Annotated in this window: 1 pseudogene; it reads right to left on the bottom strand. The window is 72.8% G+C overall.

The annotated features are described in order from the left end of the window. Nucleotides 1–88: 88 nt before the first annotated feature. Nucleotides 89–228, bottom strand: a pseudogene (locus KVT32_RS32460) (MFS transporter); the annotation flags it as partial.

The following is a 228-nucleotide window of genomic DNA, read 5'->3' as shown; positions in this document are numbered from 1 at the left end:
CCGGCACGAGGCGCAGCCTGCTGCTGCGCCCTTCGCGCACGGAATGCACGGCCACTTCGCGATAGGCCCAGGTGTCGCGCGACATCCCCTAGGCCTTCGCCGCCGGCAGCAGGCCCGCGCGCGCCGGCGGCGCCTCGCGGATCGGCAGGTTGACCAGGGCGGCCAGGAGGGCCAGGAGGATGTCGGCGTACCACATCCAGCTGTAGTCGCCGAAGCGGACGAACGCCA

This window comes from Achromobacter sp. GbtcB20 (assembly GCF_019091095.1).
Classification (GTDB): Bacteria; Pseudomonadota; Gammaproteobacteria; order Burkholderiales; family Burkholderiaceae_B; genus Achromobacter; species Achromobacter mucicolens.
The sequence above is the reverse complement of the archived record's forward strand: the minus strand, read 5'-3'. Positions and strand labels throughout refer to the sequence as shown.